Source organism: Brevundimonas sp. TWP3-1-2b1 (genome assembly GCF_049896165.1).
Classification (GTDB): Bacteria; Pseudomonadota; Alphaproteobacteria; order Caulobacterales; family Caulobacteraceae; genus Brevundimonas; species Brevundimonas subvibrioides_B.
Window position 1 is genome coordinate 47,532 of sequence record NZ_JAFCTT010000012.1, and the last position, 24,202, is coordinate 71,733.

Genomic DNA, 24,202 nt, shown 5'->3' on the forward strand with positions numbered 1-24,202 from the left:
GCCTGGGGGGACCGGACTGTCAAATCCGCGAGCATCGCCCGGTCCAAGCCAGCATAGGCGTCAACCCGCCCCCGCCACCCGCGCCAGATCGGTCGTGATCCGTTCGGCGACCTTCAGCCGATCCTCGGGCGTCGGCCAGTCGCCCTTCACGACGATCTTCTGATCCGGGCGGATCTTCCAGAACGCGTGGTTCTTCTGGATCAGGCCGACCAGCCCCATCGGGTTCGGGAAGCTGTTGTCGCGCAGGGTCAGGACGCAGCCCTTGGGTCCGATGTCGATCCGCTCGATACAGGCCGTCTTGCAGCTGGCCTTGATGCCGACGATGCGCAGCAGTTGCTTGGCTTCATCCGGCAGCGGGCCGAACCGGTCGATGAGTTCTGCGGCCAAGGCCTCACGGGATTCGGTGTTCTCGGCGTCGGACAGGCGGCGATAAAGGCTGAGACGGACGTTGAGGTCCGAGACATAATCCTCTGGAATCAAAACCGCCGCGCCGACGTTGATGGCCGGTGACCAGCCGCGATCGACCGGGCCGCCCTCGCCGTTCTGGCGCAGCTCGGCGACCGCGTCCTCCAGCATCTGCTGGTACAGTTCGACCCCGACCTCGCGGATATGGCCCGACTGTTCGTCGCCCAGCAGGTTGCCGCCGCCGCGCTGGTCGAGGTCGTGCGAGGCCAGCTGGAAGCCGGCGCCGAGGTTGTCGAGCGACTGCAGCACCTGCAGCCGCCGCTCGGCCGACAGGGTCATCGGCCGCTTCGGATCGACCGTCAGATAGGCGAAGGCGCGGGCCTTGGACCGCCCGATGCGTCCGCGAATCTGGTGCAGCTGGGCCAGGCCGAACATGTCGGCCCTGTGCACGATCAATGTGTTGGCGGTCGGAATGTCGATGCCGCTTTCCACGATCGTGGTCGAGACCAGCACATCGTAGGAGCCGTCGTAGAAGGCGCTCATCACGTCTTCGAGCTGGGTCGGGCTCATCTGGCCATGACCGACGACGAACTTGATCTCCGGCACCTGGATGCGGAGGAACTCCTCGATGTCGGGCAGGTCAGACAGGCGGGGGCAAACGTAGAAGGCCTGACCACCACGATATTTCTCGCGCAGCAGGGCCTCGCGCACCATGACCGGATCCCAGGGCGCGACATAGGTCCGCACGGCCAGGCGGTCGACCGGAGGCGTGGCGATGATCGACATCTCGCGGATGCCGGACAGGGCCATCTGCAGCGTCCGCGGGATCGGCGTCGCGGTCAGGGTCAGCAGGTGGACGTCGGCGCGGAGGCTCTTGAGCTTCTCCTTGTGCTTGACGCCGAAATGCTGCTCCTCGTCGACGATGACCAGGCCCAGGTCCTTGAACCCGACCTGATCCGACAGCACCGCGTGGGTGCCGACGACGATCTCGAACTGACCGTCCCTGAGCCCGGCTCGGGTTTCAGCCGCATCCTTGGCCGTGACCATGCGCGACAGGTGGCGGACCTTGATCGGCCAGCCGGCGAACCGCTCGGAGAAGGTCCTGAAGTGCTGGCGGGCCAGCAGCGTCGTCGGGCAGACGATGGCCACCTGTTGCCCGCTCATGGCCACCACGAAGGCGGCGCGGATGGCCACCTCGGTCTTGCCGAAGCCGACGTCGCCGCAGATTAGTCGGTCCATCGGCACGCCCTTGCCGAGGTCCTCCAGCACGTCACCGATCGCGTTGAGCTGGTCGTCGGTCTCCTCATAGGGGAAGCGGGCGCAGAACTCGTCGAACAGACCGGCGGGCGGAGTGATCGCCTCCCCGACCCGGAGCGCACGCTTGGCCGCGAGCGCGATGAGCCCCTCGGCCATGTCGCGCAGCCGGGCCTTGGCCTTGGCCTTGCGACCCTGCCAGGCCGCGCCGCCGAGCCGGTCGAGCTGGACGCCATCGGATTCGGACCCGTATCGAGTCAGAAGATCAATATTTTCAACCGGCAGATAGAGTTTGCTATCACCGGCATAGAGGAGCTCCAGGCAGTCGTGCGGCGCTTCCTGGATCTCGAGGGTCTTCAGCCCCTCATAACGGCCGATGCCGTGGTCGAGGTGGACGACGAGGTCGCCGGTCGTCAGGGCCGAGGCCTCGGCGAGGAAGTTTGACGCCCGGCGTTTCCGTTTCGGGCGGGCCAGCCGGTCGCCGAGGATGTCGGTCTCGGAGATGACGGCGAGGTCGCCGGTCATGAAGCCATGCTCCACCGGCAGGATGGCGCGCAGATAGAGGTCCTTCGACGCAGTCTGCACATCGGCCCAGTCGCGCACGGCGACGACATGCTCCAGCCCGTGATCGGCCAGCATGACGCCGAGCCGATCGGACGAGCCCTCGCTCCAGGAGGCGAACAGGACGCGCTTGCCGTCGGCTTTCAGCCTGGCGGCATGGTCGGCGACGGCCTCAAACAGGTTGACGCTGTCCTGGGCCCGCTCGGCGGCGAAGGTCCGACCTAGACGGCCGCCGGCGTCCTCGGCGGCGGCGTCGAATGGCGACAGACGGCGGACATTTCGCCCGGCCAGCGCCGAGTTCCAGTCCTCCTCCGGCATATAGAGGCGGTTCGGCGGCAGGGCGCGGTTGGCGGCGCCGCCCTTGGCCTTCGACGCCTCCTGGCGTGCCTCATAGGCGTCGCGGGTCAGGTTCCAGCGGTCTGTGCGGGCGGCGTCGGCCTGGTGGTCGAGGAAGATCGAGGCGCGATCCGGAAGGTAGTCGAACAGGGTCTCGAGCCGGTCGTAGAGCAGCGGGATCCAGTGCTCCATGCCCTGACGCCGGGCGCCCTCGCTGATGGTCGCATAGAGCGGATCGTCGCCCGGCGCGCCGAACAGGTTCAGATAGCCGGTGCGGAAGCGGCTGATGGTCCCGGCGTCCAGCAGGGCCTCGGACACGGGCGACAGGGCCACCTCGGTGCGCTGGCCGGTCGAGCGCTGGGTCGCCGGGTCGAAGGTGCGGATCGATTCCAGTTCGGAGCCGAACATGTCGAGCCGCACCGGCTCCTCGAAGCCCGGCGGGAAGACGTCGATGACCCCGCCGCGCACGGCGTATTCGCCGCGCTCGTTGACGGTCGAGGCGCGCATGTAGCCGTTGGTGGTGAAATAGATCTCCAGCGCCTTGATATCGAGCTCCCGCCCGACGACGGCCCCGAATCCGGCGGCGCAGGTGACCTCGCGCGGCGGCGTGCGCTGCAGGGTGGCGGCCACGGTCGTGACGACCAGTAGAGGCCGGGTCTCGTCGGCGGCGCGCCCGGCCAGTCGGGTCAGGGCGGCCATGCGTTCGGCCGAGATGCCCGAGGTCGGGCTCAACCGGTCGTAGGGCAGGCAGTCCCAGGCCGGAAACTCGAGGACCTCGACGTCCCCGGCGAAAAAGTTGAACGCCTGGACGAAGGCGCCGGAGCGCGAGAAGTCCCGGGCCACGAAGACGCCGACGCCGCCGGAGGCCTTCAGTCGGTCGGCGACGACCAGAGCGTCCAGCCCTTCTGGCGCGCCGCCCAGTTCCTGATCGGTCCGCCGATCCATCCGGGCGCCGTCCATCAGCCCGCCCCATCGGCGACGGCCGCGGCGACGTGGGCTCGCATGAAGACGCGCAGCTTCATCATCAGCGGCGTGTCATGCCCGGTCGGCGTCGGCCTGGTCTCGATGATCCAGGCGTAGAGGTCGTGATCGTTGTCCTCGGCCAGCAGGGCCTCCAGCGCGTCGAGATCGTCGTCGCTCAGGGTCGCGCCCTCTCGCTCCATGAAGGGGCCGAGCACCAGGTCCGCCTCGCGGAAGCCCCGCCGCCACGCCCTGAAGGTGATCCGGCCCAGCCGCTGCTGGCGAAGGTCGGTGTCGGCACGCGCATCGTTATCGGCCACAAGAATCCTTGCCCGGTCCAGTCATTCAACAGTGGTTCTCAGATAGCCCTCCCCATCCCGTTTCGCCAGCGCCGCCGCACCGTCTAATGTCATCAGCGATGCGACCCCAGATTCTCTTTCCCCTGTTTGCGGAGGTCACCAGCCTGAAGGGGGTGGGGACCAAGGTCGCGCCCCTGATCCAGAAGCTGGCCGGGCCGCTGGTGCGCGACGTTCTGTTCCTGGCGCCGGTCGGGGTCATCACGCGCCGCAGGACCCATGCCGCGGACGCAGTGGAGGGCGAGGTCGGGATCTTCGACGTCGTGGTGGACCGGATGATCGCGCCGGCACGCCCGGGCGTGCCGCTCAAGGTCCGGGCCAGCGACGAGACCGGCTTCGTGCACCTGATCTGGTTCGGCGGCAGTCCGCAGCACATCGACCGTCAGCTGCCGCAGGGCGAGCGACGGCTGGTCTCCGGCAAGGTCGAGCGGTTCAACGGCGAGGTGCAGATCGTCCATCCCGACTGGATCGTGCCCCTGGACAGGGGCGAGGAGATTCCGGCCGTAGAGCCCGTCTATCCGGCCACGGCCGGGCTGACCTCGCGGGTGGTGCGGAAGCTGGCGCTGGGCGCGCTGGATGCCGCGCCGGAGCTGGACGAGTGGCAGGACCCCGCCTGGCTGGCGAAGCAGCGGTGGCCGGCCTGGCACGCGGCGATCGAGGCCCTGCACAGGCCGAAGGGCGAGGCCGATCTGTCGCCGGACGCCGCGCCGCGCCAGCGTCTGGCCTATGACGAACTGTTCGCCCATCAGCTGGCGTTGGCCCGACGGAAGCGCGCGCGCCAGATCACGCCCGCACCGATCATCGCGCCCGGCGCCGTGTCGCAGGCCTTGCTGACCGCCCTGCCTTTCACCCTGACCCATGCCCAGGCCAGGGCCGTGGCCGAGATCCGCCGCGACCTCGCCTCGGGCGAGCAGATGGGCCGGTTGCTGCAGGGCGACGTGGGCTCCGGCAAGACGGCGGTCGCGGCCCTGGCTCTGGCCGATGCGGCCGGTTCGGGTTTCCAGGCGGCCCTGATGGCGCCGACCGAGATCCTCGCCCGCCAGCATTACCAGCGGCTGGCGCCGATGCTGGAGGCGGCCGGAGCGCCCACCCTCCTGCTGACCGGCCGGGACACGCCGGCGGAAAGGCGCGAACGGCTGGCGGCCCTGGCGTCCGGCGAGGCCAGGGTGGCCATCGGCACCCACGCCCTGTTCCAGGACGCCGTCCGCTTTGACCGACTGGCCCTGGCGGTCATCGATGAACAGCATCGGTTCGGGGTCAATGAACGCAGCCGACTGCAGGCCAAGGGCGATCCGCGCGTCGGCGGCGTCCACCTGCTGACCATGTCGGCGACGCCGATCCCGCGCACGCTGGAACTGACCCAGTACGGCGAACTGGAGGTCAGCCGGTTGATGGAGAAACCGCCGGGGCGAACGCCGATCTCCACCGCCGTCCTGCCGCTCGCGCGGATCGGCGAGGTGGCGCAGCGGCTCAAGGCGGCGGTCGAGAGCGGAGCCCAGGCCTACTGGATCTGTCCGCTGGTGGCGGAATCCGAGGTCAGCGATCTGGCCGCCGCCGAGGAACGCGCGCGCGATCTGCGGCGGATCCTGAATATCGAGGTCGGCCTGGCCCATGGGCAGATGCCGGGCGCCGAGCGGGAGGCGGTCATGGCCGACTTCTCCGACGGGCGGTTGTCGGTGCTGGTCGCCACCACGGTGGTGGAGGTGGGCGTCGACGTGCCGAACGCCACCATCATGGTCATCGAACACGCCGACCGCTTCGGCCTGGCCCAGTTGCACCAGTTGCGCGGGCGGGTCGGGCGCGGGGCGAAATCGAGCGCCTGCATCCTGCTGTACGGCGGTCAGGATGGGGGCCTGGGCGATACGGCGCGGGAGCGTCTGGAGACCTTGAGGCGCAGCGAGGACGGGTTCGAGATCGCGGAAGAGGATTTCCGTCTGCGCGGCGGCGGCGATCCGCTGGGCCTCAGGCAGAGCGGTTTCCCAGCCTATCGATTTGCCGATCCGATCCGGCACCGGTCCCTGCTGCTGGCGGCGGCGGACGACGCCCGACTGGTGCTGGGCCGCGATCCAGACCTGACCAGTCCGCGCGGCGAGGCGATCCAGGTGCTGGAGGCGCTGTTCGACTGGAAGACAGAGCGGGGCGGGCTGGATTAGGGCGCGTCCGACGCTTCCCAGACATTCAGGCGTCGCTCAACGTCCGCTTCAATATCGGCGTAGAACAGATTGTAGGGACGCGCTTTTCGTCGATCGGCCCAGTTGCCGACCTCGCGGAAGGATTCCGTGGTCAGCTCGGTGTGGCGCAGGATGCCTTCGACGCACCGGGTCGCCACGGCGCGGTCGATGAAGGCCGGTCGCACGCCCCATTCCAGCCCCGTCGCATTCGCCGCGCCGTGATGGAGGCGCGCGGGCACGGCGGCGTCGCTGCGGGCTCCGCTGACCGGATTGACACAGAGGGCCGCACGGCCGCCGAGATCGACCAGTCGTCCGGCCTGGTCCCAGACCAGGGCGCGGCGGAGACGACGCCAGGCGGCACCGTCATTCTCGTCTCCGACCTGTGACCAGCCGACGACGCAGCCGATACTGGTGGCCGTGACGCAGGCGGGCACGGCGGGCGACAGAGAGTCTTCGGCCACGATCACATCGACCAGATAGACGGCGACGATCCGGCGGCGAAGCGCGGCGTCCGCCGACACGCGTTCCCGCACCAGCCGGTCGATCAACTCGCCCCCCTGCTCCACTCCGGCCAGCACCAGCGGTCCGGTCGGATGGGCGGTCAGCCAGACTTCGAAGGCCGCCAGGGCATCGCCATAGGCGAAGGCGCGGGCGTCGCGAGCGTCATCCCTCAGCGTCAACCGGGTGTAGAGCGACGCCTGGCGATAGCGTGGCAGGCTGATGGCGCCGGCCCGCGCAAACGGACCCGCATAGTTCGGGATCACCACCCGCTCCAGATAGGCGTCGGCCCCGGCGGCGCCGATCGGCCCGTTCCAGTCCTCTCCGCCGTCGAAGGTGGTCGAGTGCAGAAAGAAGATGGCGGCCGGGCCCGAGGTGGGGGCCCGCTCATCGCTCATGACCCAGGAGGCCGCTGAGGCGTAGTCCGGCGCGGGCGGCGGATCGTAGGTCTGGAACGGCACCTGGGGGTCCAGACCGGCCTTCAGGATATCCCCGCGCCAGACCGTGACGGCGGTCGCAATCAGGAACACCAGGGCGAACCCGGCCCAGCCCACGCCCTGCCAGAAGGTCAGGCGCGGCAGCTTCACCGATAGGGATCCGGTTGCGACAGGAAGGACTGGACGTAGCGACGCACGCCCTCTTCCAGCGGCGTTGACTGGCCGCCGAAGCCGAGGGCGCGGACGCGATCCATGCGGGCCTCGGTGAAATACTGATACCGGTCGCGGATGACCTCGGGCATGTCGATATAGGCGACGGCGGGTGCCTTGCCGGCGGCCGCGAAGGTGGCTTTGGCGAGGTCGAGGAAGGACCGCGCCTGGCCCGATCCGGCGTTGAAGACGCCGCTGACGTCGGGGGTACAGAGCAGCCAGTCGATGATGTCGACCACGTCGTCGACGAAGACGAAGTCCCGCAACTGGCCGCCGTCGGCGTAGTCGGGATGGTGCGAGCGGAACAGGCTGACGGTCTCGCCGGCCGCGACTTTTGGCCAGATCTGGGCGATGACCGACTTCATCCCGCCCTTGTGACCCTCGTTCGGGCCATAGACATTGAAGAACTTCAGCCCGGCCCACTGACGCGGCGCGTGATCGCGCGAGGCTTCGCGCACGGCATATTGATCGAAGAGTTTCTTTGAATATCCGTAGGCATTTAGCGGCTGAAGCTTCGAGATCGATTCAAGATCGTCCGCATCCTCGAACCCGGCCTCGCCGTCGCCATAGGTGGCCGCCGAGGAGGCGTAGATCATCCGCGTGTCGTTCAGGGCGCACCAGTCCCAAATGTCGCGCGACAGGCTGAAGTTGGTCCGCAGAATCAGGTCGGCGTCCTGCTCCGTCGTCGAGGAGATGGCGCCCATGTGGACAATGGCGCTGACCCGTTCGGCGTGACGTTCGAGCTGCCCGAACAGCTCCTCCGGCTGCCAGAAGTCGGCGATGGCCGATTTGGCGATATTCCGCCATTTGCCGAGGCCAGCGTCCTCCAGCCGGTCGCAGACGACCACGTCCCAGCGGTCCTCGGCGCACAGGCGCGAGACGATGTTGGAGCCGATGAAGCCGGCGCCGCCGGTGACCACGATCATCCGCCGCATCAGCCGGCCTCTCCGGGGGTGCTCTCAGCCATCTTCTCGATGGTCCGGGTGGTGGAATAGCCGTCGGCGAACGCCGCCAGACGCACCTCGCCGCCCCAGCTCTCGACCAGATCGCCGCCGACCACCCCCTCGCGGGTGTAGTCCGCGCCCTTGATCAGGACATCGGGGCGCAGGCGTTCGATCAGGGACAGCGGGGTCGGATCGTCGAACGAGGTGACGCGGTCGACACTGGCCAGACCGCCGATGACCACGGCGCGGCTGTCGAGATCGTTCACGGGACGTCCGTCGCCCTTCAGGCGGCGCACCGACGCATCGGTGTTCAGGGCCACGACCAGCCGGTCGCACCAGGATCGCGCCTGGGCCAGATAGGCGACGTGGCCGCGGTGCAGGATGTCGAAACAGCCGTTGGTGAAGCCGACCTTCAGTCCCTGACGGCGCCAGGCCTCGACCTCGGCCGAGAGATCGTCGAGCGCCGTGACCTTGGCCAGGGCCGCGCCGGCGTGCTGGCTCATCTCGGCCTCGATCAGTTCGGCCGGAGTGACGACGGCCGTGCCGCTCTTACCGACCACGACGCCGGAGGCGAGGATGGCCAGCTGTACCGCCTGTTCCAGCGAGGCCCCGGCGCCGAGCGCCAGACCCAGGGCCGCCAGTCCCGTATCGCCGGCGCCGGACACGTCGAACACCTCGCGCGCCCGGCCGGGGAAATGCTGGACCGGCTCGCCGCGCCGCATCAGGCTCATGCCCTTGCCGGCGCGGGTGACGACGATCGCCCTGGCGGTTGTGGCGGCCAGCAAGGCCTCCAACGCCGCCTCGATCTCGGCGTCGGTCTCGACCGGCAGGCCGGTGGCGCCGGCCAGTTCGGAGGCATTGGGCTTGATCAGGTCGACCGCGCCGTAACGGGCGAAGTCGCGGCCCTTGGGATCGACAATGACCACGGCGCCGGTGTGCTGCGCCTGCCAGAGAGCCGAGCGGATCAGGCGTTCGGTGACGACACCCTTGGCGTAGTCGGACAGGAGAATGGCGGAAGCGTTTGAAAACACGTCCTCGCGGGCGAAGGCGCCGACCGCGACCTCCTCCTCATCCAGACGCATCAGCTGCTGGCCGCCCGAGACATAGCGGGTCTTGACGATGGTGCCGGCGACTTCGGTGCGATCGATGAAATCCTCGATCCGGTCTTCGGCGGCGACCAGCCGGGCCAGTTCCTCACCCGCTGCGTCCACGCCCGTGACGCCGCCCAGCCGGGCCAGACCGCCCAAGGCCGCAACGTTGCGCGCCACGTTGCCGACGCCGCCTGGCATGGACACCGTGCGGCGCGAGCGCAGCACCGGGATCGGAGCCTCGGGGGAAATCCGGCTGACCTCGCCATAGACATAGCGGTCCAGCATCAGGTCGCCGACACAGGCCAACGTCTGATCGCGTGCGCGGTCGAGCAGGCTTTGCAGGGCGCCGAGGTCCAGGGTGCGATCAACCATGGGTCTGAGCTAAAGCGCCGCGAACCGAGACACAACCGTCCCATTTCTCGACCTTGTCATCCCGGACGGAGCGAAGCGCAGATCCGGGACGGCGAGGCCCCGTTTTCCACCCTCCCGGTCGACCTGAAAGGGCGAACCGGGAGACGGGTTGCCCCGGTTCGGCCGGACGCCGCCCGGGGCCAGGAATGATCAGCGACCCCACGTCCCCGATCTCCGCTGCGCTTCGTCGGGGATGACAAGCGCCCGAGTTCAGGCAGCAGCCTTCATCCGCGCCTTCGACAGGTCGTCATAGGCCAACAGTTCGGCGGCCAGGCCCTCGAACTCGGACAGGGGCACCATGTTCGGCCCGTCCGAGGGGGCGTGGTCGGGGTCCTGGTGGGTTTCCATGAAGACGGCGTCGACGCCGACGGCCACGGCGGCGCGGGCCAGGACCGGGACGAACTCGCGCTGGCCGCCCGAAGACGTCCCCTGCCCGCCCGGCTGCTGGACGCTGTGGGTCGCATCGAACACCACGGGGCAGCCGATCTCGCGCAGGATCGGCAGGGCGCGCATGTCGGAGACCAGGGTGTTGTAGCCGAAGCTGGCGCCACGCTCGCAGGCCATGACGTTGGGATTGCCCGCGCCGACGACCTTGGCGATGACGTTCTTCATGTCCCAGGGGGCCAGGAACTGGCCCTTCTTGATATTGATCGCCTTGCCCGTCGCGGCGGCGGCCAGCAGCAGGTCCGTCTGGCGGCTGAGGAAGGCGGGAATCTGCAGCACGTCCACGGCCTGGGCGGCCTCGCGGGCCTGTTCCTCGGAATGGACGTCGGTCAGGACCGGCAGGCCGGTGACCTGACGGATCTCGTCGAAGATCGGCAGGGACTCCTTCAGGCCCAGACCGCGCGCGGCGCTGGCGGAGGTGCGGTTCGCCTTGTCGAAGCTGGTCTTGTAGATGATGCCGACATTCAGACGCTGGCCGATTTCCTTCAGGGCATGAGCCATCTCCAGGGCGTGCTGGCGGCTTTCCAGCTGGCACGGGCCGGCGATGAAGGCGATGCGCGCCCCGCCGCCGATGACGACCGGCGTGGTGATGCCGTGGCCTGACAGGGTGATGACGGAATTGGGAGCGCTCACGGGCGGGCCTTCTCTTTGGGACATTCTGACGGATGGCGCGTTGGCGATGCCACGCCTATGGGGCGGTCAGGTGGCCCCGCGCGCCTTGTTTTTCAACCTACCACGGAGATCCAAGGCGTGACCACTGAAGGCGAGCCCCCCGTCATCCTGTGGTTCCGCCGCGACCTGCGGCTGGCCGACAATCCCGCGCTGAACCAGGCGCATGCGACGGGGCGTCCCATTGTCCCTGTCTATATCCACGACGAGGGTTCGGCGGTCCGGCGCGAGGGGGCGGCGAGCCTGTGGTGGCTGGACAAGTCCCTGCGCGCCCTGTCGGCGAGCCTGGCGGAACGCGGAGCGACCCTGATCCTGCGCCGGGGCGATTCGGACGCCGAACTGCGTCGGTTGATCACGGAGACGGGCGCGCAAACGGTTTTCATGAACCGCCTGTTCGAGCCCGACGCCTCGCGGCGTGATTCCGATATCGCCCACGGCCTGAAGGCCGAGGGCGTCGAATGCCGGGGCTTCAACGGCTCGTTGTTGTGCCGGCCGGGGGCGGTGCTGAACGGGACGGGCGGGCCGTACAAGGTGTTCACGCCGTTTCTGAAGAGCTTGCGCGCGCAGGCGGAGGCGCCGCCACAAACGACGGGGCCGACGTCCTTCGGGGCGGCCGCGACGCTGGACAGCGACACGGTTGACGACTGGGGGCTGCACCCCTCAGATCCGGACTGGTCGAAGGGGTTCGACTGGACGCCCGGTGAGGCCGGCGGAGTCGAGGCGCTGCAGCGGTTCACATCGTCGGCGCTGAAGACCTACAGCGTCGGCCGCGACCGGCCGGCGGAGATCGGCGGCAGTCGCCTGTCGCCGCACCTGCATTGGGGTGAGCTCAGCCCGTGGCGGGCGTGGACCGCAGTCGAGGAGACGGAGCGAGCGGGCAAGGCGCCCGCGGCCGAGGCGGACAAGTTCCTCGCCGAGATCGGCTGGCGCGAGTTCTCCGCCCATCTGCTGCATCATTTCCCGACCCTGCCGGAGCGGGCGTTCCGGCCGGAGTACGACGCATTCCCCTGGCTGGATGACGACACGGGGTTCACGGCCTGGACCCGCGGACTGACGGGCTATCCGATCGTCGATGCCGGCATGCGCCAGCTGTGGGCGACCGGCTGGATGCACAATCGGGTGCGGATGATTGTGGCCTCCTTCCTGATCAAGGATCTGCTCATCGACTGGCGCCGGGGCGAGGCCTGGTTCTGGGACACGCTGGTCGATGCCGACCTTGGGTCGAATTCGCAGAATTGGCAGTGGGTCGCCGGGTCGGGGGCCGACGCCTCGCCCTATTTCCGCATCTTCAATCCGGTCACCCAGGGACAGAAGTTCGATGCCGAAGGCCGGTATGTCAGGCGCTGGGTCCCCGAACTGGCCCGCGTCCCGAACAAATGGGTGCATGCGCCCTGGACCGCGCCGCCCGAGGTCCTGCGCGATGCCCGCATCCGTCTCGGCCATGACTATCCGAGGCCGGTCGTCGATCACGCCGAGGCCCGGGACCGGGCCCTGGCGGCGTTGAAGGTGATCAGCGGCGGCGCACGGGCCGACGACTGACCGGGCGCGCTATTCCCGCCTGGGAGCCGCGCCCAATCTGTCACGGGCCGCCTCGGCCTCGTTCAGCAGGGCGGTCCGACGCTCAGGTCCGAAGTTTTCCAGGGTGCGGTAGGGCATGGCCAGTCGAACGTTGCCGCGCAGCCGCTTCTGGTTTCGTTCCAGGAAACCCCAGTACAGACGATTGAACGGACAGGCGTTTTCACCTGATTTGGCCTTCACGTCGTACCGGCACGATCCGCAGTAGTCGCTCATCCTGTCGATGTAGGCGCCGGACGCGGCATAGGGTTTCGAGCCCATGATTCCACCGTCCGCAAAGGTGGCCATGCCGCGCGTGTTGGGCATCTCCACCCACTCATAGGCGTCGGCGTAGACCACCATGTACCAGTCGTCGATCTCGTCGGGATGGACGCCCAGCAGCATGGCGAGATTGCCGGTGACCATCAGCCGCTGGATATGGTGGGCGTAGGCGTGGCTGCGCGTCTGGGCGACGACGTCGGCGACGCAGGCCATGTCGGTCTCGCCCGACCAGTAGAACCCCGGCAGGGTCCGATCGGCGTCGAGGAAGTTGCGCCGCGCATAGTCCGGCATCTTCAGCCAGTAGATGCCGCGCACGAATTCCCGCCAGCCCAGGATCTGGCGGATGAAGCCTTCGACGGCGTTCAGCGGCGCGCGACCCGCGCGATACTCGGCTTCGGCGCGGCGGCAGACGTCGAGCGGATCGAGCAGACCCAGGTTGAGCGAGGTCGAGATCAGCCCGTGCCACATCCACGGTTCGCCCAGGGCCATGGCGTCCTGCCAGTCGCCGAAATTGGGCAGGACGTTTTTCATGAAGTCGGCGAGGACACTCCCGGCCTGTTCGGTCGTCGTCGGCCACCCGAATTCCTCCAGGTCACCGAAGTGATCGGGGAACAGACGCGCCACATCCGTGATGGCCCCCCGCGCGATCTCGTCGGGCGGGGTCCGCAGGCGCGCGGGCGGGCGCAGGCCCCTGGTCAGGCCCTTGCGGTTCTCGGCGTCATAGTTCCATTTGCCGCCGACCGGCTGGCCGTCGTCGAGAAGGATGCCGGCTTCGCGTCGCATCTCGCGATAGAAGAACTCCATCCGCAGCTGGGACTTGCCGGACGCCCAGCGCCGGAACCGGTCGTGCGGGCAGATGAAGCGACGGTCCTCGCGCACCTCCACCGGGACGGCGCTGACGCCTGCAAAGGCGGCCAGCGCCTCGGCCAGGCGCCATTCGCCGCATTCGGTGATCACAACCCCGCTGAACGGCTGATCGTCGAGCGCCCGGTGCAGCTCACCGACGATCGAATGGGTGTTGGCCGGGGCGTCGATGCGGACGTAGCGCACCACGACACCGCGCGCCTCAAGCCTGAGGGCGAAGCTGCGCATGGCGGCGAAGATCAGGGCGATCTTCTGCTTGTGGTGTCTGACGTAGGTGGCCTCGTCGTTGACCTCGGCCATCAGGACAACGTCCCGCGTCGGATCGAGACCCTCCAGAGCGGACAGACTGTCGGACAACTGGTCGCCCAGCACCAGACGAAGCCTGGCTCGCGCTCCCGTGGTAGTCTCGGTCATGGCCACACTCCCTGCTCTCGTCACCGCAGCCGAACTCCTTACCGCGTCCGGCGATTCTGACCTTCGGATTCTCGACGCCAGCTGGCATCTGGACGGCACGCACGCGCGGCCGATCTTCGAGGCAGGGCATGTGCCGGGGGCGGTCTTCTTCGATCTGGAGGCGATCTCGGACCGGGACGACCCCCTGCCCCACATGATGCCGTCGGCTGATCAATTTGGCGAACAGGCTGGTCGACTTGGCGTGTCGGAGACGGACCGGATCGTCGTCTATGACACCTTCGGTCTCTTCACGGCGGCGCGCGCCTGGTGGATGTTCCGCGCCATGGGCTGCGACCGGGTTCAGGTGCTGGATGGCGGCCTGCCGGCCTGGAAACGCATGGGCGGATCGCTGGAGACCGGGCCCGCCTCGCCCCGCCCTGCCGTGTTCAAAGCCGACCCCCGGCCGGACATGATCGCCGATGTGGCACGGGTCCGGGCGGCGCTGGACGCCGGAGCGCCGATGCTCGACGCCCGCGCCGCCGCCCGTTTCGCCGGGTCCGCCCCCGAGCCCCGCCCCGGGCTGCGCGCGGGTCATATGCCGGGCGCGGTCAACCTGCCGTTCGGCGAACTGCTGACGTCTGAGGGGCTGATGCGTGAGCCCGAGGCGCTGGAAGCAGCGTTCGCGGCGCGGGGGCTGGGCCCTGCGAACAGGCCGATCACCAGCTGCGGCTCCGGCGTCACCGCCGCCGTGCCGCTGCTGGCCCTCGCCCTGCTGGGGCGCGAAGGCGTGCTCTATGACGGGTCGTGGGCCGAATGGGGCGGCCGGGACGACACAGAGGTCGTCACCGGCCCCTGAGGATCAGGCGACGGCCGCCACGGTCGGCGGCGTTACGGGCTCCGGCGAAACCGGGTCGTCCTTCTCGCCGCGAGAGACGACAGTGGCCAGGACCAGGTCGCCCGTCACGTTCAGCACGGTCCGGCACATGTCGAGGAAGCGATCGACGCCCAGGATCAGCCCGATGCCCTCGGCCGGTACCCCGACCATGACCAGGATCATGGCGATGACCGGCAGCGAACCCGCCGGCACCCCGGCTGTGCCCACGCCGCCGAGGATACAGACCAGCATGACCACGACCTGCTGGGTCAGCGACAGTTCGATCTGGAAGAACTGGGCCAGGAACAGCACCGTGACGCCCTCGAACAGGGCTGTGCCGTTCTGGTTGGCAGTGGCGCCGACGGTGAGGACGAAGCGGGCGATCTTGCGCGGCAGCTTCAGCTCTTCCTCGGCCGCCTTCAGCGACACCGGCAGGGTGGCGTTGGACGAGGCGGTCGAGAAGGCCACGATCATCGGGCGCTGCACGCCCTTGAAGAACTTCAGCGGGTTCATGCCGCCGCCGATCCAGACGACCAGCGGATAGACCACGAACATGTGGATCGCCATCGCCCCCACGGCCACGCCGACATAGGCCGCCAGTCGCACCAGCAGGTCCCATCCGAACAGGGCCGCCAGGTTGAACATCAGGCAGGCGATCGCGATCGGCGCCAGTTTGATGACCAGGTTGATGAGCTTCATCGTGACTTCGAGGATGCCCTCGATGACGTTCTGCAGCTTGTCGGTGTTGGGGCTCTTGGCCATGACCAGGCCGATCCCGAACAGCAGGGCGAAGATCATGATCGGCAGGATCTGGTTCTCCGACGCCGCCGTGAAGACGTTCGACGGGATCAACTCCAGGAAGAAGGTTCCGAACTGAACGCTTTCGGGCGCTCGCTCCACGATAGCCGCGGCGCCGTCCGCCCCCTGGGCCAGAAGCAGTTGCGCCAGGGCCGGATCGACACCGTCGCCCGGCCGGAAATAGTTGACCATGCCCAGACCGATGATGACGGCGATGGTCGAAACCACGATTGTCAGCAGCAGGGTCTTGATGCCCGCGCGACCCAGGGACTTCAGGTCGCCCATTTCGGCGACGCCGACGACGAGGGCGGAGAACAACAGCGGGATCACCAACATGAACAGGAGGCGCAGGAAGATCTGCCCCGCCGGTCCGGTCACGTTCGAGGTCAGCCACTGGACCCAATAGGTCTCCGGCCCGATGTACTGATTGACGTACAGGCCTCCGCCCAGGCCGATCACGAACCCGATCAGCATCAACCAGTGGAGCGGAATGCCGCCCTTTTTCGTCGTATCCATTCGTCCCCCGAAAGCCGCCGACTGCGTCTCCGCAGCCGCGCTAGAGCATCATCGCACCGGCAGGCCGTAGATCAGGCCGCCCGGTCTAGCGTTCCATTGTGCATTCAACCCGCGCGCCAGGTCGAGAGGCGATTGCGAACCAAGGTTCCGGTCGAAGATTTCGCCATAGTTGCCGACCCCCTCGACGGCGTCCGCCGCCCAGGTCTTCGATAGGCCCAGTCGCGGGCCGAAATCGCCCTCCACGCCCAGCAGGCGGCGAACCTGGGGCACGCTCGAGGTTTCTGCCTGCTCATCGACGTTGGCCTGGGTCACGCCCATTTCCTCGGCAAGGATCAGGGCGTTCAGGGTCCAGCGCACGACGGCGGTCCATTGTTCGTCGCCGCGGCGGGTGACGGGGCCCAACGGCTCCTTGGAAATGACGTCCGACAGGACGACGTGCTGCTGAGGGTCCGCCAGGGTGGTGCGTGCGGCGGCCAGGGCCGAGACGTCGGCGCTCAACGCATCGCAATCCTCGCGGCCATACGCCTGACGCGCGGCCTCCTCGGTCGGCAGGACCACGGCGCGATAGTCGATGCCCCGGCTGCGGAAATAGTCGTCGGCGTTGAGGGCGCTGGTCGAGCCCGCCTGAACGCAGACCCTGGCGCCGGTCAACTCCGTGGCGCTGTTCAGGTCGAGCGAGCGCCGGACCAGGAAGCCCTGACCGTCGTAGTAGTTCACCCCGGCGTAGGCGAGTTGGCCGCCGGTGTCGCGCTCCATGGTCCAGGACGTATTGCGCCACAGGACGTCGATCCGCGCGTCGGCCAGGGCCTGGAACCGGTTCTCGGCCGTCAGGGGCACGAACCGCACGGCGTCCGGGTCGCCGAAGATGGCTGCCGCCAGCCCACGACAGAAGTCCACGTCGAAGCCGCGCCACTCGCCCCGATTGTCGGTGTAGGCGAAGCCGACCAGACCCTGGTTGACGCCGCAGTTGAGCCGTCCGCGCCGCTTGATCGTGGCCAGGGTCGGGCTTTCGACAGGCGCGGTCGCCGTCGGGATCGCGCCCGTCCTCGCCTCCGTGACCGGGGCTTCGGCCTCACGATCACGGTCGCCGCACGCGGCCGCCATGGTCAGGGCTGCGAGGCCCGCCATCCGCATCCAGAAAGCCGTGGTTGGTCCGCCCATGGTCTGTCCCGCGTTCGCTGTCGTCACGACTCTCCCGTCGCGACCCCTTGCGCCCCCGCTGCTTTAGAGGCCTTTGGGGCTTCGTTCGCAACCCGTCGAGGCCGCCATGGATCCGCTTTCCGACCGCACCCGGCTGATCGCGGCGGCGACCCGGCGGGGAGACGGACGCCGTCCGGTCAATCCTCCGATCGAGCGCGCCTCGACCATGCTGTCGGACGCAGTCGGCGACATGCGCGACCCAAGGCTGGGGCCGCTCTACGGCATCGACGGTACAGCGTCGCAGGATGCGTTGAGACGCGCGATCGCCGACCTGGAGGGCGCGGAGGGCTGCTGGCTGGCGCCGTCCGGCCTCGCCGCCATGACCCTGCCGCTGCTGGCCCTGACGACGCCCGGCGACGAGGTTCTGACCACGGACGCCGTCTATGGACCTGTCCGGCGCTTCCTGACCCGCTACATGGCTTCGCGCGGCGTCACGGTCCGCTTCCACCCCGCCGACGCCTCCGCCCAGGAGGTCGCGGCGACGATCTCCGACCGCACCCGGGTGGTCCTGATCGAAGCGCCCGGATCGCTGACGTTCGAGATGATCGACGTTCCCGCCGTGGCCGCCGCCGCCCGTGCACGGGGCGCCCTGACCGTCATGGACAACACCTGGGCCGCCGGACTGGCGTTCAAGCCGCTCGCCCACGGCGTCGATGTCAGCGTCCAGGCCCTGACCAAATACGCCGGCGGCCATTCGGATCTGATGCTGGGGGCCGCGTGCGCGAATGACCCCGCGATCATCAAGGCCGTCGCCGAGACCCATGAAGACATCGGAGTGTGCGTCTCGCCGGACGACGCCTGGCTGGCCCTGCGCGGCCTGCGCACCCTGCCTCTTCGCTATGCGGAACAGGGGCGGTCGATGATCCAGGTCGCTGGATGGCTGGCGCGCCGGCCAGAGGTCTCGCGCGTGCTTGGCCCCGCCCTGCCCGGCGACCCGGGGCATGCGCTGTGGGCGCGCGACTTCACCGGCGCCGCGTCCCTGTTCGGGGTGGTGATGAAGGGCGGCGATGCGAAGGCCGCCCATGCCTTCCTCGACGCCCTCAGCCTCTTCGGACTCGGCTACTCCTGGGGCGGGTTCGAGAGCCTGATCACCTTTGAGACGCCGCAGATGGCGTTCCGGGAGATGCCGCCGACGCTGGAGGGGCCGCTGCTGCGGCTCCACGTCGGGCTGGAGGATCCGACGGAACTTGTCGCGGATCTGGAGGTCGGGCTCGCCGCCTGGCGGGCTGCCCCGCCCTAGACGCCGATCTCGGGCATCATGCCGGTAACGAACGAACGCATGCCGGTCTCGGGGCGGAGCATGCCGCGCAGCAGGTTCACCGTCACCGCCGCATTGTCCTCGAACACGAAGCGGCTCTGAGTGAATTTGCAGTTGGCGAACCCGGGCTGTTCCACGCCCTTGAACACCAACTGCGCATTCCTGAATTCACAGTCGATGAAGCTGTTTCCGTCGAGAAGCTGACGGCCTTCGAGAACCTGATTGCGGATTTCGGCCATGGGGGTCCTTGCGATCGGGATGGCGCGCCCAGCAGGACTCGAACCTGCAACCGTCCGCTTAGAAGGCGGGTGCTCTATCCGGTTGAGCTATGGGCGCGTGTTCGGGAGCGTTAGCCGCACCGCCCGTGCGGCTCAAGCGATCGCTGGTCAATGGTCGAGTTCGCGGCTCACTACTTGAGCCGCCGCGCGGCGAGCGATCGCCGCCCTCTTGAATCAGTGCGTCCAGGACTGCTTGCGGGCGGTGGCGAAATTGTCGGCATAGGCCTTGAGGATCACCGGCGGCTCCTGGGGCTCGTGCAGACGGAACGGAATGCCATGGCGTTCGGCGTAGGCGACGGCCTCTTCCTTTGTCTCGAATGTCAGGCGGACCTGGCCGTTCATGTCGGAAGAGCTGGTCCAGCCCATCAGCGGATCGATGGTGCGCGCCGACGCCGGCTCAAAGTCCAGCCGCCAGTCCTTCGACTTGGCCTTGCCTGACTGCATGGCGGTCTTTGCGGGGCGATAGATGCGGGCCAGCATGGGCAGTCTCACAACATCCGTGGCTCAAGCAGCGAGACGCCGCGCGTCGAGCGGTAGCCACTCAAGGGATAATGGTCGGAGTGAGAGGATTCGAACCTCCGACCCTCTGGTCCCAAACCAGATGCGCTACCAGGCTGCGCTACACTCCGGCGGAGGTGTCTGCCAGCATCCGGCCCAACCTGCAACGTAAGAATGGGCCGCAACGCCAGATCGACCTCAGGGGCGGAAGAAGGGGTGGACGACCTTGTCGCCGGCCTTGGCGCCGATCTCTTCCGCCCGGCCGGCCCTGAGTTCCAGCACGCCATTGGCGGCGCCGTTCGACGGCAGCGGGGCTTCCGAATAGGGGGTGGCGTGGTGGGCGATCGAGACGATGCTGCCCGTCGGGTCGATGTAGAGGATGTCGAGCGAGCTGGGCGTATTGCGCATCCAGAATGACCGTTCCGCGGAATCGGGGAACTGGAACAGCATCCCGCGGTCGTCTGCGAGCGGCGGGCGGAACATCAGGCCGCGCTCGCGCTCCGGCTCGTCGTCGGCGATCTCGACCAGCATCTCGTGCTCGCCCGAGGCGGTGACGATCTTCAGTTCCTCCAGTGGACGACCGGCCTCATCGACGGGCGCTGAGGATTTGGCGCAGGCGGACAGGGCCAGACCAAGGGCCAGGATTCCGACAATAAGGAGACGTCTCGACAGCATGATCGCCCTTTCGGGGCGACCGATCAGTCGCCCGGTCTGATTTCCGCGACCACCAGACCCTTGGGGCCGTCGGCGAACCGCACCGAGACCGTCTCGCCGGGGACCAGATCGTCCAGTCCGCAGCGACGCAGGGTTTCGATGTGAACGAAGATATCGCCAGGATCGGTCGCGCGCACCACGAAACCGTAGCCCTTGGTGCGATTGAACCATTTCACGGTGGCGACCTCGAGCACGCCGGAGGCCTCGGCGTCCTCCGGGTCGCGGATTTCGCGCGAATCCACCCGCAGTCCTTCGTAACCGGATCGCCGCGCCGGCGCCTCGACCTCGCCTTCGCCAAGGTCGTGGACCTGGACCACCTGCCAGCCCTTGGGGCGGCGCGCGCAGTCGCATTCGATCGGAGCGCCTTCGCCCGCATTGTCCCAGCCGCCGTCCCTCAGACTGCTGATGTGCAACAGAACGTCCTTGGCCCCGGTCTGGGCCGGGTCATCGGGCACTATAAAGCCGTAACCCTTGCCCGCATCGAACCATTTTACCCGGCCGGCGATCCGGACCATGTCCGGCGCGTCCAGCCCCTCGTAGTCAGACACTTCAAACCCCCCGCCCGCTCTCCCGACGGACGGTTCATGTTTAACACGGTTCTGTGAACGCGGGAAAACCGAAAAACGCCGGTTTCAACCTCATCGCGAACCGCACAGGGAAGGAACTCGCCCGGCGTCTCACCCAGGACACGGCGCCACGGCACGATCCCTGCGCGTCGCGAGGGCGACGGGGGGCGGCGGATCAGGATGTGTGGAATGCCCCGCGTGGCAGTCCCTAGGGGAGTCGAACCCCTCTTTTCAGGTTGAAAACCTGACGTCCTAACCGATAGACGAAGGGACCGCAGCGCGGGGAAGCGGCGATATAGCGGGCGATTCCGGGGGGCGCAAGCGCCGTTTCGAACTAACTAGCCATCCGCGGATCGGCGATGTCCTCGATCTCGAACTGCACGCCCTTGCGACCGTTCCAGTCGTCCGCCTTCAGACGACCCACGACGCTGAGACCGCCCTGCCCTGCCAGCAGCGCGCGGCCGGTCGGCAGGTCGGCGCAGCGCCAGGCGATGGCCTTGACCGAGGCGCCGTCCGCCCCGACGAGGCGACAGCGCACATGGCCGCCGTTCATCTGCACCGGCTCCCGGGCCTGGACGCCGTGCAGGGCGAACAGGGGTTCGGGGTTGGCGGGGCCGAAGGGCGCCAGCCGTTCGAAATCCTCGAACAGGGCGCGCGACGCGGCGCCCGGCTCGATCAGGGCGTCGACCTCGACCCAGTCGAGGGCGTCGGCATCGGCCTGTTCGCCGGCCATGGCCGCGTTCAGGAAATCTCTCAGGGCGTCGATCCCGTCTGGCCGCATCGTCAAACCCGCCGCCATGGCGTGCCCGCCGCCGGCCAGCAGCAAGCCTTCGCGCCAAGCCGCCTGGATCGCGCGACCCAGGTTCATGCCCGGCCGCGACCGGCCCGAGCCCTTGGCGACACCGCCGACCGCGTCCACGCCGATGACGATGACGGGTTTCCGCCAGCGCTCCCGCAGCCGCCCGGCGACGATACCGACGACGCCGGGGTGCCAGTCGTCGCCGGAGATCACGACCACAGCCGAGCCGTCGGCATGCTGGCCGGTCGCCTCGACGCGGCGGATGGCGGTCTCGGTGACCTCGCGCTCGACCTCGCGGCGGGCGATGTTCAGGGCATCCAGTTCTTCGGCCAGGGCCCGGGCTTCCAGAGGGTCGTCGGTCGAGAGCAGCCGGGCGCCGAGATCGGCCCGACCGATTCGCCCGCCCGCGTTGATGCGCGGCCCGAGGATGAAGCCGGCGTGATTCGACTTCGCGGGGCCGGGTTCGGCGCCCGCGACAGCCAGCAGGGCCTTGAGCCCCGGATTACCCCAGCTCGACATGACCTTCAGGCCCAGACCGGTCAGGGCGCGGTTGAAGCCGGTCAGGCCGGTGACGTCGCAGATGGCGCCGAGCGCGGCGAGATCCAGCCACTGGCGGATGTCGGGCTCGGCCCGGTCGGCGAACAGGCCCTGTTGGCGCGCCTCGCGATTCAGGGCGGCCAGAAGGACGAAGACCACCCCTGCCGCCGCCAGATTGCCCTGGCCTGATGCGTCGCCCGGTCGATTCGGGTTCACCACGGCCAGACACTGCGGCGGCTCCTCGCGCATCATGTGGTGGTCGATGACCACGACCTTGAGTCCGACGGCGCAGGCGTGGGCGATGGCCTCGTTGGCCGCCGCGCCGCAGTCCACGGTAATGACCAGATCGGCACCTGACGCCTTCAGCCGGTCGAAGGCCAGCGGGCTCGGCCCGTAGCCTTCGGTCAGCCGGTCCGGCACATAGAGGGGAAGGTCAGCCCCCAGGGCCCGGAACCAGCGCACCAGGAGAGCCGCGCTCGAGGCGCCGTCGACGTCGTAGTCGGCGAAGACGTGGATGCTCTCGCCCGCCTGGAGGGCGGCGACGATGGCCGCGGCGGCCGCGTCCATGTCCATGAAGGACGACGGATTGGGGAACAGCCGTTTCAGCGTCGGCTCTAGAAAGTCCGCGCCCTGATCGGCGGGCACGCCGCGCGCCGCCAGGGCCCGCGCCAGGGGTTCGGACAGGCCGAGCCCCTGCATATGCGCGCGGACGACCGAAGCCTCGGCCGGCCTTTGCCGCCAGGCGCGTCCGGACAGCGAGCGCGAGACATCGAGGAACCCCGGCGCCCATCCCTCTTCAAGAGGGCCGGATGCGGGGGCTCCATCCGCCATCAGAGGGGGCGCGTGGTGTGGATGCGCCGCACGGTGCGGGTCGAGGAATCCATGACCAGGGTGTGGGTGGTGACGAAGCCTTGCCCCATCTTCACGCCGTCCAGCATGGCGCCCTTGGTCACGCCGGTGGCGGCGAAGACGGCGTCCTTCGACACCAGCTCGTGCAGGTCGTATTTGCGGTCGAAATCGGTGACGCCGGTGCGTTCGGCGCGGGCGCGCTCGTCGTCGTTGCGGAACAGCAGGCGGCCCTGGAAGTGACCGCCGACGCATTTCAGCGCCGAGGCAGCCAGCACGCCCTCGGGCGCTCCGCCGGAACCCAGATACAGGTCGATGCCCGTTTCCGGCTCGGCGGTGTGGATCACACCGGCCACGTCGCCGTCGGTGATCAGCATGACCCGAGCCCCGACTTCACGAAGCGCCGCGATCAGCTCCTCGTGGCGCGGACGGTCCATGACGCAGACGGTGATGTCTTGCGGCCGCACGCCCTTGGCGGAAGCCAGAGAACGGACATTGTCGCCCGGCTTCATGTCCAGATCGACGGTGCCCGGCGCATAGCCCGGGCCGATGGCGATCTTGTCCATATAGGTGTCGGGCGCGTGCAGCATGCCGCCGCCCGCCGACATCGACAGGACCGTCAGGGCATTGGCCATGGCCTTGGCCGTCAGGGTGGTGCCTTCCAGCGGGTCCAGGGCGATATCGATCTTGGGGCCTTTGCCGGTGCCGACCTTCTCGCCGATGTAGAGCATCGGAGCTTCGTCGCGCTCGCCCTCGCCGATGACGATCTTGCCGTCGATGTCGAGGCTGTTCAGCGCCGTGCGCATGGCGTCGACCGCCAGCTGGTCGGCCTGTTTCTCGTCGCCGCGGCCGATCTGGGCCCAGGACGCGATGGCCGCCAGTTCGGTGACCATGGCGGCGTCGGCAGCGAGGGTCGAGGCGAAGGGGGCCGTGTCAGCCATTTCGAATGCTCCTGAGGAAGGATGATCCCCGGATTCTCTCGACCGGGCGATAGGGACGAAAATCAGCGGGGCGCCGGGCCCCTGTCCACGGGCGGCGGAGCGGTTCCGCGCTGGCGCGTGCGGGCGGCGAAGGCCTCGACCTCCGCCTGGGTCTCGGCGGTGACCGGGGCCACGGCCTGGGCGTCGATACGGCTGTTGACCTCATTGGCGAAGGCGACCGGGTCGCCCAGCTGCCAGTCGATCCGCGCGGCCTCGGCGGCCAGGTCCGTGCCGCTGCCGCGCAGGCTGTTCACGCGCCCGGCGACCTCCACGGGTTCGGGCAGGGGATCGGTCGAACGCGGAAAATCCTCCCAGCGGGGATAGGCGCGGTTGGCATCCACCAGGGCCTGAACACGGGGCGCGAGGGGCGAGGCCTCGTCCGTCTGCGGGTCGAACGCGGTCGCGCATCCGCCCAGGGCCGTGACGGCCGAAGCGAGCAGCAAGCCGCCGGATATCTTTTTCGCCTGACGCGCGTTCATTTCGGGTCCGGTCTAGGCC

20 protein-coding genes and 3 tRNA genes are annotated in these 24,202 nt (G+C 68.5%); 4 read left to right on the plus strand and 19 right to left on the minus strand.

The features are described 5' to 3' along the window. Positions 1–60 precede the first annotated feature (60 nt). Both mfd and ACP7AB_RS12405 read right to left on the minus strand, forming a co-directional pair. Positions 61–3,516, minus strand: a complete 3,456-nt coding sequence (gene mfd / locus ACP7AB_RS12400; RefSeq protein WP_425991543.1) for a transcription-repair coupling factor — start codon at positions 3,514–3,516, stop codon at positions 61–63. Then, positions 3,516–3,836, minus strand: coding sequence for a succinate dehydrogenase assembly factor 2 (locus tag ACP7AB_RS12405; protein WP_425991545.1), 321 nt, complete (start codon positions 3,834–3,836; stop codon positions 3,516–3,518). Before ACP7AB_RS12405 ends, mfd begins: the two co-directional genes overlap by 1 nt. A 98-nt stretch (positions 3,837–3,934) precedes the next feature. On the opposite strand from ACP7AB_RS12405, the gene recG reads away from it, so the two are divergent. Continuing rightward, positions 3,935–6,025 carry an ATP-dependent DNA helicase RecG gene (gene recG, locus ACP7AB_RS12410; RefSeq protein WP_425991547.1) on the plus strand — a complete coding sequence of 697 codons (2,091 nt, stop codon included), beginning with the start codon at positions 3,935–3,937 and terminating at the stop codon, positions 6,023–6,025. On the opposite strand, the gene ACP7AB_RS12415 is transcribed toward recG, so the two are convergent. From ACP7AB_RS12415 to kdsA, 4 genes are all read right to left on the minus strand, one after another. Further along, positions 6,022–7,128 (minus strand): DUF3089 domain-containing protein, encoded by a 1,107-nt coding sequence (locus tag ACP7AB_RS12415; RefSeq protein ID WP_425991549.1) that lies wholly within the window; start codon positions 7,126–7,128, stop codon positions 6,022–6,024. The genes recG and ACP7AB_RS12415 overlap by 4 nt on opposite strands. Further along, on the minus strand, positions 7,125–8,114 hold the full coding sequence (gene rfaD / locus ACP7AB_RS12420; protein WP_425991671.1) for an ADP-glyceromanno-heptose 6-epimerase: 990 nt from the start codon (positions 8,112–8,114) through the stop codon (positions 7,125–7,127). The genes ACP7AB_RS12415 and rfaD overlap by 4 nt, the downstream gene beginning before the upstream one ends. 8 nt (positions 8,115–8,122) lie before the next feature. After that, positions 8,123–9,595: a D-glycero-beta-D-manno-heptose 1-phosphate adenylyltransferase gene (rfaE2, locus tag ACP7AB_RS12425; RefSeq protein WP_425991551.1), complete on the minus strand. Its 1,473-nt coding sequence runs from the start codon at positions 9,593–9,595 to the stop codon at positions 8,123–8,125. 249 nt (positions 9,596–9,844) lie between these two features. After that, positions 9,845–10,735: a 3-deoxy-8-phosphooctulonate synthase gene (gene kdsA, locus ACP7AB_RS12430; protein WP_425991553.1), complete on the minus strand. Its 891-nt coding sequence runs from the start codon at positions 10,733–10,735 to the stop codon at positions 9,845–9,847. Positions 10,736–10,828: 93 nt separating this feature from the next. On the opposite strand from kdsA, the gene ACP7AB_RS12435 reads away from it, so the two are divergent. Further along, entirely contained in the window at positions 10,829–12,286 is a 1,458-nt protein-coding gene (locus tag ACP7AB_RS12435; RefSeq protein ID WP_425991554.1) for a cryptochrome/photolyase family protein, read from the plus strand. 9 nt (positions 12,287–12,295) lie between these two features. On the opposite strand, the gene ACP7AB_RS12440 is transcribed toward ACP7AB_RS12435, so the two are convergent. Further along, positions 12,296–13,861 (minus strand): cryptochrome/photolyase family protein, encoded by a 1,566-nt coding sequence (locus ACP7AB_RS12440; RefSeq protein WP_425991556.1) that lies wholly within the window; start codon positions 13,859–13,861, stop codon positions 12,296–12,298. Here ACP7AB_RS12440 and sseA point away from each other — a divergent pair. Next, the gene (gene sseA, locus ACP7AB_RS12445) at positions 13,860–14,696 is read left to right on the plus strand and encodes a 3-mercaptopyruvate sulfurtransferase (RefSeq protein WP_425991558.1); all 837 of its coding nucleotides are present in this window, start codon (positions 13,860–13,862) and stop codon (positions 14,694–14,696) included. The two genes, ACP7AB_RS12440 and sseA, sit on opposite strands and share 2 nt — an antisense overlap. A gap of 3 nt (positions 14,697–14,699) precedes the next feature. Here sseA and ACP7AB_RS12450 read toward each other — a convergent pair whose 3' ends face one another. Together ACP7AB_RS12450 and ACP7AB_RS12455 are read right to left on the minus strand one after the other, a co-directional pair. Next, positions 14,700–16,028 (minus strand): dicarboxylate/amino acid:cation symporter, encoded by a 1,329-nt coding sequence (locus ACP7AB_RS12450; RefSeq protein ID WP_425991560.1) that lies wholly within the window; start codon positions 16,026–16,028, stop codon positions 14,700–14,702. Positions 16,029–16,076: 48 nt separating this feature from the next. After that, complete coding sequence (locus ACP7AB_RS12455; RefSeq protein WP_425991562.1) at positions 16,077–17,216, minus strand: amino acid ABC transporter substrate-binding protein; 1,140 nt, start codon at positions 17,214–17,216, stop codon at positions 16,077–16,079. Between the two features lie 79 nt (positions 17,217–17,295). Here ACP7AB_RS12455 and metC point away from each other — a divergent pair, with 79 nt between their 5' ends. Beyond that, positions 17,296–18,468 carry a cystathionine beta-lyase gene (metC, locus tag ACP7AB_RS12460; protein ID WP_425991564.1) on the plus strand — a complete coding sequence of 391 codons (1,173 nt, stop codon included), beginning with the start codon at positions 17,296–17,298 and terminating at the stop codon, positions 18,466–18,468. Here metC and ACP7AB_RS12465 read toward each other — a convergent pair. From ACP7AB_RS12465 to ACP7AB_RS12510, 10 genes are all read right to left on the minus strand, one after another. Then, positions 18,465–18,725, minus strand: a complete 261-nt coding sequence (locus ACP7AB_RS12465; RefSeq protein ID WP_425991566.1) for a hypothetical protein — start codon at positions 18,723–18,725, stop codon at positions 18,465–18,467. The two genes, metC and ACP7AB_RS12465, sit on opposite strands and share 4 nt — an antisense overlap. 20 nt (positions 18,726–18,745) lie before the next feature. Further along, a tRNA-Arg gene (locus ACP7AB_RS12470) sits at positions 18,746–18,822 on the minus strand. A gap of 116 nt (positions 18,823–18,938) precedes the next feature. Then, the gene (locus ACP7AB_RS12475; protein ID WP_303695702.1) at positions 18,939–19,244 is read right to left on the minus strand and encodes an ETC complex I subunit; all 306 of its coding nucleotides are present in this window, start codon (positions 19,242–19,244) and stop codon (positions 18,939–18,941) included. A gap of 72 nt (positions 19,245–19,316) precedes the next feature. Further along, positions 19,317–19,393, minus strand: a tRNA-Pro gene (locus ACP7AB_RS12480). A 67-nt stretch (positions 19,394–19,460) separates the two neighbouring features. Further along, entirely contained in the window at positions 19,461–19,937 is a 477-nt protein-coding gene (locus ACP7AB_RS12485; RefSeq protein WP_425991568.1) for a DUF192 domain-containing protein, read from the minus strand. A gap of 23 nt (positions 19,938–19,960) precedes the next feature. After that, a complete protein-coding gene (locus ACP7AB_RS12490) occupies positions 19,961–20,524 on the minus strand; it encodes a cold-shock protein (protein WP_425991569.1) in 564 nt (187 codons plus the stop codon). A 217-nt stretch (positions 20,525–20,741) separates the two neighbouring features. Beyond that, positions 20,742–20,816: transfer RNA gene (locus tag ACP7AB_RS12495), tRNA-Glu, on the minus strand. A gap of 60 nt (positions 20,817–20,876) precedes the next feature. Beyond that, on the minus strand, positions 20,877–22,709 hold the full coding sequence (gene recJ, locus ACP7AB_RS12500) for a single-stranded-DNA-specific exonuclease RecJ (protein ID WP_425991571.1): 1,833 nt from the start codon (positions 22,707–22,709) through the stop codon (positions 20,877–20,879). Then, a complete protein-coding gene (gene glpX, locus ACP7AB_RS12505) occupies positions 22,709–23,665 on the minus strand; it encodes a class II fructose-bisphosphatase (protein ID WP_425991573.1) in 957 nt (318 codons plus the stop codon). The genes recJ and glpX overlap by 1 nt, the downstream gene beginning before the upstream one ends. Before the next feature lie 62 nt (positions 23,666–23,727). Continuing rightward, positions 23,728–24,183, minus strand: coding sequence for a hypothetical protein (locus tag ACP7AB_RS12510; RefSeq protein WP_425991574.1), 456 nt, complete (start codon positions 24,181–24,183; stop codon positions 23,728–23,730). Positions 24,184–24,202: the final 19 nt, after the last annotated feature.